The organism is uncultured Cytophaga sp. (assembly GCF_937863595.1).
In the GTDB taxonomy this organism is placed as follows: domain Bacteria; phylum Bacteroidota; class Bacteroidia; order Cytophagales; family Cytophagaceae; genus Cytophaga.
The window spans coordinates 1-7,564 of sequence record NZ_CALMGQ010000096.1 but is presented as its reverse complement, the minus strand read 5'-3'; the positions used below and the strand labels follow the sequence as shown (position 1 = coordinate 7,564).

The following is a 7,564-nucleotide window of genomic DNA, read 5'->3' as shown; positions in this document are numbered from 1 at the left end:
TTGTTCCAGTTTATGCCACCAAACTGGTCCAACTATTCAATCGGTTAGGAACAAAACGAAGTTATATCGACATATAAATTAATCATTTAATCGTTTAAAATTTGTTTTATGAAAAACTTCTTTTTCGTTTTTTGTCTTTCTTTTTTCATTTTGGGATGTACTAAAAGAGATGACCCAACGTTCAATAACACGTTTACCAAAGTAACGGGCTATCCATCAAGTAGCAGCTCCTTCATGACAATATTGAGGGATACAGTAATTATTGCAAGCAATAATTACTCAATGAATAATAGTGGTAAAATTTATACATCCAGCAATGGTGAAAAATGGAACACAATGAAGGTGGTCGGCGATGGTCAATATAGATCATTGATAAGTTACAAAGACGAACTATACATTTCTACTACAGATAAAATTTATTGTTCAAATACTATGAGCAACACTTGGACAGAAAAAAGTAACGGCCTTTCTGGTAATATTTACATTTCATCTCTCGTGGGTACAGATGCTGGTTTATTTACTTGTGGGACTAGCTTATTTCGTTCAATAGATAATGGAAATAATTGGACAGAAATAACAATACCTGGACTGCTAGAAGCAAGTTCAATTGTATCTATAAACAATACACTTATAGCATGCATTACAAAATCTTCAGAAGTCGGCTTATACAGGTCTGATGATGATGGAGCAACTTGGACATATATAAATTCTCCTCTTACAAATCACTTTAAATGGAAATTATTCATTTTAAATAATGTTGTCCATGCAATGTCTTCTATGAATAGTGTTATTTTATCCTCTTATGATAGCGGCAAAACATGGTCACGAGAAAGTCCAAATGGATTAACCGTTAAAGGTCCCAACATCATTCAATCCATTGAACTTAATACTGGAATTATGTATGCAGCAACAAAGAATGGAGTATTTAAATCAAACGATAATGGTCGAAACTGGATATACATGGGATGTTGGGATGTCCAATCCTTATGTATCAAAGACAATATTATTTATGCAGGTACAGCAGAACAAGGCTTGTGGTTTTCGCCTACAAAATAATTTCATTTAAATAATTTTCTTATATAAGAAAGGAAAGATTGTTTAATATAAATAAAGTCCTTCAAAGCTTTACCCTTGAAGGACTTTATTTATATTAATTTCTCCGCAGCGAATTATACTTCATAATTTAGACCCCAAACGCTTTTTTAATAAACGCTACACTCATTTTCCAAGCCTCTTCTGTGTATGCTTTGTTGAAATCAGGATTACTTGGATTCGCAAATGCGTGATCGGCATCGAAACTTTTAATCACATGCTTTTTACCCGCTGTAGTTAAATCTTTATCGAAGGCAGCAACCATCGCAGGATTAATCCATTTGTCTTTTGTACCAAAGATACCCAACACTTCTCCTTTTAAGGCTTTCAATTTTGCAGGATCTTTTTCCGTCATACCATAATATATGATCGTCCCTTTACTTTTATCGCCTAACAATATAGAAGATTGTAACGCCCAGCCACCACCAAAACACCAGCCCATAGAAATAATTTCTGCTTTTGTTCCAGCAAAGGTAGATGCCCCGTTTAAGATCAATGCAATACGATCTGCATTTGCTCCAGCCATATATGCGCCAGCAGAATCACGGTTGGAAGTAACTTTTCCGTCGTACAAATCGAGCGCCATAACATTTACTTTCCCACCTAAATCATCGTATAATTTATCGGCTTCTTTTTTAACGTAATCGTTCAATCCCCACCATTCGTGAATTACAAATACATATTTATTACTTGCAGTTGCAGACTTAATCATATAAGCATTCCCCATCTTTCCCTCTTTCACATCAAACTGAATCATATTTCCTTTTGCATTTTCAAGGGTGAAATCGGTGGGACTTTTATGCGCATTTTTAAAAGATTTGCTCGACGCAAATACATTCATACCTGAATGATTGGTCTTTGTAACAGCACAACACGTTTTGTTATTGACTTGTGCAAAGGTCATGGTTTGTAAAAAAACCATGGAAGAAATGAATACTATTATTTTTTTCATAAAGGATTTTTTTTATTTAATAGTGTAAATACATTTAATAGACATAAATTGTTCTGACAAGACTTAATATAGTAAAGCGTATTGTATTGGTACTTTTGTGAATATATCAAGACCTATTTATAATCTCGGACAAAAAACACCTTTGTTCTTGATGGAAACAAGACAAGTAACATTTTGTCAACCAATTATTAACATCTAATAAACAAACCATTCACATAGATTAAGATACCACATAAATGGTTTTAATGTCAAACAATAACGATTTATATAGATACCAACAGTCTTTTGCACATATTTTACACATTTATTAAGAAAACACACCTCTTTAATCCACAATAAACTGGATCGACTTGTCAACAATTAATTTGAGAGTGGAACGAATATACATCAACCTCCTTTCCATCTGACAGTTGCATTTTCAACACTATTGATTCGTAAATCTCTAAAGACCTAAAAATAGGTTCTTGTTTATTATTGAATTCTTAACATTCCTTTAGTCTAAAATGCTTCGTTTTTAGATAAAAAATGCAGAAATTTGCACCTCCTATTTCTGATGGGAAATTATCATCACAATATAGGCTAAACATTAGATTACACGAACAATTAAAGCATACATATTTTCATGGAAACAATCGAGAAGGTTCCGTATTTCGTCATTGACTTTGACAGTACATTTACACAAGTTGAAGCGTTGGATGAATTAGCGACAATATCATTAGCTGGCAATCCAAATCAACAACAAATCATTAAACAAATAATCGACCTTACCAATCTTGGTATGGAAGGCAAAGGATCGTTTAGTGAAAATCTTGTGAAACGTTTGCAATTGGTTCAGGCGAATAAATCACACCTTCCTCAATTGATCGACTTATTGCGTTCTAAAGTTTCTAAATCTGTAAAAAGCAACAAGCATTTCTTTCGTGATTATGCAGATCAAATTTATATTGTTTCTTCAGGCTTCAAAGAATTCATCTTACCTATTGTAACTGAATTTGGCATTAAGGAAGATCACGTAAAGGCGAATACATTTACATACGACGCAGATGGTAACATCACTGGTTGTGATGCAAGTAATCCATTAAGCCAAGACAAAGGTAAAATCAAATTAATGGAAACATTGGGTTTGAAGGGCGACGTGCATGTGATTGGAGATGGCTATACCGATTATGAAATTAGAGGTGCTGGTCTTGCTTCTAAATTTTATGCCTTCACAGAAAACGTAAGTCGTGATGCCGTTGTCGCTAAAGCCGACAGCATTGCTCCAAACTTTGACGAAATTTTATTCCAAGAAAAATTACCCATGTCGATTTCATATCCAAAGAATCGCATCAAGGTTCTTTTATTAGAAAACGTACATACAGATGCTAAAAAATTATTTAGCGAAGAAGGATATACCGTTGAAACAATTGCATCTGGATTAGAAGAAGATGAATTGATTGAAAAAATCAAAGACGTATCCATTATTGGTATTCGTTCTAAAACAATTATTACAGCAAAAGTATTAGAACATGCGCCTAAGCTTATTGCAATCGGCGCTTTCTGTATTGGTACCAACCAAATAGATTTGAAAGCAGCACAACAAAAAGGTGTAGCAGTATTCAATGCACCATTCAGCAATACGCGCTCTGTTGTAGAATTAGCAATTGGTGAAATCATCATGTTGTATCGTCGCACGCTTGAAAAGAGCATGCAAATGCATTCAGGTAAGTGGGATAAATCTGCTAAGAATTCATTTGAAATTAGAGGTAAGAAATTGGGTATTGTTGGTTACGGTAATATCGGTTCTCAACTTTCTGTAATTGCAGAATCTCTTGGTATGGTTGTCTATTACTATGACATCGTGGAAAGACTTTCTTTGGGTAATGCACGCAAATGCCATAGCTTAAAAGAATTATTAAATACGGTAGATGTTGTTTCTTTACACGTGGATGGCAGACCTACAAACAAAGGTATTTTCGGAGCGAAAGAATTTGAAGAAATGAGAGATGGTTCTATCTTCTTAAACTTAGCACGCGGACCGGTAGCTGACTTAGATGCTCTAGCGGTTCATTTAAAGAGCGGTAAAATTTTAGGTGCTGGTTTGGATGTTTACCAACATGAACCTAAAAATAATGATGAAGAATTTATTAATAAAGTAAGAGGCTTACCAAACGTAATCCTTACGCCACATATTGGTGGTTCTACTGAAGAAGCACAATCAAATATTGGCAATTTTGTACCTAACAGAATTACTGATTACATCAATAATGGTACTACACTTCACAGTGTAAACTTCCCGAACATTCAATTACCTGAATTACAAGAAGGTCATCGTTTCATGCACTTGCATGAAAACCAACCAGGTATTTTGGCTAAGATCAACAACTTGTTTGCGAAACACAACATCAACATTTTAGCACAATACCTAAAAACAAATGAAGGTGTGGGTTATGTTATTACAGACATCGCTAAAATGTACGACAAGGAAATTTTAAACGAGTTAAAAGAAATCCCTGGAACGATTCGTTTTAGGACGCTTTACTAGTTTCTAGGTACTAGTTTATAGAAAAAAGAATATAGTTACTGGGTGCTAATTGCAAGTTCCGAGACAAGAAAAAAAGTTTGATAATATATCATTGTATAAATTATAAAGCTAGGTATTAGTTGAATAGAGAACATCTAGCAACTAGTACCTAGTAACTGGAAACTACCAAAAATGAACAACAAAATTTACTTCACTCCTGGTCCATCTGAGTTATACCCTACCGTGCGTCAACACATGATAACGGCTTTGGATGAGAAGGTGGGTGTCATTTCTCATCGCAGCAAGCAATTTCAAGAAATCTACAAAACAGCTTCAGACAATCTTAAAACATTGTTAAACCTGCCGAGTAATTATGAAATTTTATTTCTTGCTTCTGCTACTGAAATTTGGGAACGCATCATTGAAAATTGCGTTGAGAAAAAAAGTTTTCATTGTGTTAATGGATCGTTTTCTAAACGCTTTTATGAGTTTGCAGGTGAACTTGGTCGCGAAGCATACAAAGAAGAAGCAGCATTTGGAAAAGGTTTCTACCCTGCTTCTATTACAGTACCTGCAGACGCAGAAATCATTTGCTTAACGCATAATGAAACCAGCTCTGGCGTATCTATGCCTGTTGAAGACATCAATACCTTTAGAGATAAAAATAAAGACGCCTTGATATTTGTGGATGCAGTTTCTTCTCTGCCTTATCCGAACTTTGATTGGACTAAAATTGATTCTGCTTTTTTCTCTGTGCAGAAATGTTTTGGATTACCTGCAGGTTTGGGTGTTTGGATTCTAAATGATAAAGTAATTGCAAAATCAAAAGCTCTTTTAGCAAAAGGAAAATCAATCGGCACGTACCACAGCATTCCTTCCTTGTTAGAAAAAGCCTTGGTAAATCAAACACCGGAAACACCCAATGCAATGAATATTTTCTTATTGGGAAAAGTTACGCAAGATATGTTAGCGATTGGTGCAGATGGCATACGCAAACAAACGGAAGCAAAAGCAGCATTGGTAAATGCATACATAGAATCGAGTACGGTATTTAGTTTTGGCGTAGAAGATGCACGCTTACGTTCTATGACAACCATCGTTGCAAACACAACGATGCTACCTAGTGATGTAAACAAACTATTAGAACCATTTGATATGGCAGTTGGTGCGGGATATGGACCGAAAAAAGATACGCAAATTAGAATTGCAAATTTCCCTGCTCATTCATTGGAACACATGCAAAAACTCGTTAAAACACTACAAGAAAAAATAGGTTAATTATGTTACAAATCGGTGACACATATTCGGAAGTATTTTCCTATACACAAGATCAAGTAATTTCATTTGCCGAATTATCGGGAGATAAAAATCCCTTGCATTTAGATGCGGAATATGCAGCAACAACCATGTTTAAAAAACCTATTATACATGGCATTTTAGGTGCGAGTATTTTATCTAAAATATTAGGAATGTACTTCCCAGGTGAAGGGACGATATATTTAAAACAAGAAATCGATTTTAAACGTCCTATGTACGTTGACTGCAAATACGAAGCCCAATTAACTGTATTGGAAATAAATAAAGACAGGCACACAGCAATCATTGAAACAAAAATTGTAGATAAAGAATCTGGAAAAGTAAATGTCTTGGGCAATGCACATATTATGCATAAAGAAAAAATATGAAATTAGACAAAGAATCCTTAAAGTTAGCTTTAGTTTTTAAAGGATCTATTGTAAAAAGATTGTATGTAGGTATTATCGTTTTAACGCTCATCACCTGTTTATTAATTTACCTACACAACCACAATGCTGCATATCAAAAATTAAATATGACCGTAAGTGGTGCACTTCCTGGTTATATGGGAGCAGCACTTGGTTTATTATTAGTTTTTAGAAATACAACCGCTTATGATAAATGGTGGGAAGCAAGAAAAGAAATTGGGGCGCTTGTAAATACAGCTCGAAATTTAGCCATCACATTAAACGGTTTACTTCCATTTAATACACCAGAAAGAAAGGAAGTATCAAACTTATTGATAGCCTTCATTTTTAATATGAAAGCACATTTAAGAGACGAAGTTGATACTTCATCCCTGAACAATATATTGCAAACCGATCGGATAGTTATTGAAAATGCACAACACAAGCCTGTTGTCATAGCAAACATCATGACTCAGAAAATTGAGAACGTTTGGCAACGCAAACTCATCTCGGATATTCAACAAAGCTTATTAATTGAAAAAATACACAGTTTAATAGACATCCTTGGTAAATGCGAACGTATTAAAAATACGCCAATACCTATGGCATACATGCATTTATTGAAGTTTTTAATCAACATGTATGTTATTATTTTACCCTTCAGCTTGGTACATGAGATTGGCTGGCTTTGTGTCCCCTTAGTAATATTATTATATTACATTTTAATGAGCATCGTTTTGACTGCCGAGGAAATAGAAGAACCTTTTGGCTACGACAGAAATGATCTTCAGATGGACAAAATCGCCTTAAATGTTAAAAATAATATAGAAGAAATTGTTATGCATGACTAAATGCTAAGAAATATGAAACGTTATTTTTTAAAAATTTCAATTTGTTTAATTACAGTTTTACTTCTTTTAGATTCTCAAAAAACGGTAGCAGCTAATTGGGATTCCATAACGCCAATCCCGATAAATTCAAGCCATTCATCAGCAAAGCTAATCCGTTACTACTCGCCTATTGGTTTTATATCAACAGATAGCATTTTAAAAATCGCCAAACAAAATAAATTTTCCACTCCAGAAAATGGAGTTTTTACTAAAATTACACGTATAGAAAAACCTGTTTGGATATTTTTAAAAACGCCATCCTACTCAGCTGGCATGGATCAATACCTGGTAATTGACAATGTTAATTTCAACCTAATCAACTTATATTCGTACGAAAAAAATCATTTAACATTGGTATCAAAAAAAGGGATGGCACTCCCTTATTCAGATGAAAATTTATTTCCAGAACAAATTTCGTTTAAAG

The 7,564-nt window shown here is 34.3% G+C and carries 6 protein-coding genes and 1 pseudogene; 6 read left to right on the top strand and 1 reads right to left on the bottom strand.

Translation table 11 applies throughout. The features are described from left to right. Positions 1-108 precede the first annotated feature (108 nt). A complete protein-coding gene (locus tag Q0543_RS09250) occupies positions 109-1,056 on the top strand; it encodes a hypothetical protein (RefSeq protein ID WP_299251712.1) in 948 nt (315 codons plus the stop codon). Between the two features lie 127 nt (positions 1,057-1,183). Here Q0543_RS09250 and Q0543_RS09245 read toward each other — a convergent pair whose 3' ends face one another. Beyond that, positions 1,184-2,044 (bottom strand): dienelactone hydrolase family protein, encoded by an 861-nt coding sequence (locus Q0543_RS09245; protein ID WP_299251709.1) that lies wholly within the window; start codon positions 2,042-2,044, stop codon positions 1,184-1,186. Positions 2,045-2,666: 622 nt separating this feature from the next. Here Q0543_RS09245 and serA point away from each other — a divergent pair. The 5 genes and pseudogenes from serA to Q0543_RS09220 form a co-directional block, all read left to right on the top strand. Continuing rightward, the gene (gene serA, locus Q0543_RS09240) at positions 2,667-4,568 is read left to right on the top strand and encodes a phosphoglycerate dehydrogenase (RefSeq protein ID WP_299251706.1); all 1,902 of its coding nucleotides are present in this window, start codon (positions 2,667-2,669) and stop codon (positions 4,566-4,568) included. A gap of 171 nt (positions 4,569-4,739) precedes the next feature. Then, positions 4,740-5,825 carry an aminotransferase class V-fold PLP-dependent enzyme gene (locus tag Q0543_RS09235; protein WP_299251703.1) on the top strand — a complete coding sequence of 362 codons (1,086 nt, stop codon included), beginning with the start codon at positions 4,740-4,742 and terminating at the stop codon, positions 5,823-5,825. 2 nt (positions 5,826-5,827) lie between these two features. Then, the gene (locus tag Q0543_RS09230; protein WP_299251700.1) at positions 5,828-6,232 is read left to right on the top strand and encodes a MaoC family dehydratase; all 405 of its coding nucleotides are present in this window, start codon (positions 5,828-5,830) and stop codon (positions 6,230-6,232) included. Then, positions 6,229-7,101: a bestrophin family protein gene (locus Q0543_RS09225; RefSeq protein ID WP_299251697.1), complete on the top strand. Its 873-nt coding sequence runs from the start codon at positions 6,229-6,231 to the stop codon at positions 7,099-7,101. The genes Q0543_RS09230 and Q0543_RS09225 overlap by 4 nt, the downstream gene beginning before the upstream one ends. Positions 7,102-7,113: 12 nt before the next feature. Further along, positions 7,114-7,564: pseudogene (locus Q0543_RS09220) on the top strand (histidine kinase); the annotation flags it as partial.

Excerpts from the sequence above, each read along its gene's own strand:
- Q0543_RS09230 (WP_299251700.1), top strand. The coding sequence starts at position 5,828 with ATGTTACAAATCGGTGACACATATTCGGAAGTATTTTCCTATACACAA.
- Q0543_RS09250 (WP_299251712.1), top strand. The coding sequence starts at position 109 with ATGAAAAACTTCTTTTTCGTTTTTTGTCTTTCTTTTTTCATTTTGGGA.
- Q0543_RS09245 (WP_299251709.1), bottom strand. The coding sequence starts at position 2,044 with ATGAAAAAAATAATAGTATTCATTTCTTCCATGGTTTTTTTACAAACC.
- Q0543_RS09225 (WP_299251697.1), top strand. The coding sequence starts at position 6,229 with ATGAAATTAGACAAAGAATCCTTAAAGTTAGCTTTAGTTTTTAAAGGA.
- Q0543_RS09235 (WP_299251703.1), top strand. The coding sequence starts at position 4,740 with ATGAACAACAAAATTTACTTCACTCCTGGTCCATCTGAGTTATACCCT.
- serA (WP_299251706.1), top strand. The coding sequence starts at position 2,667 with ATGGAAACAATCGAGAAGGTTCCGTATTTCGTCATTGACTTTGACAGT.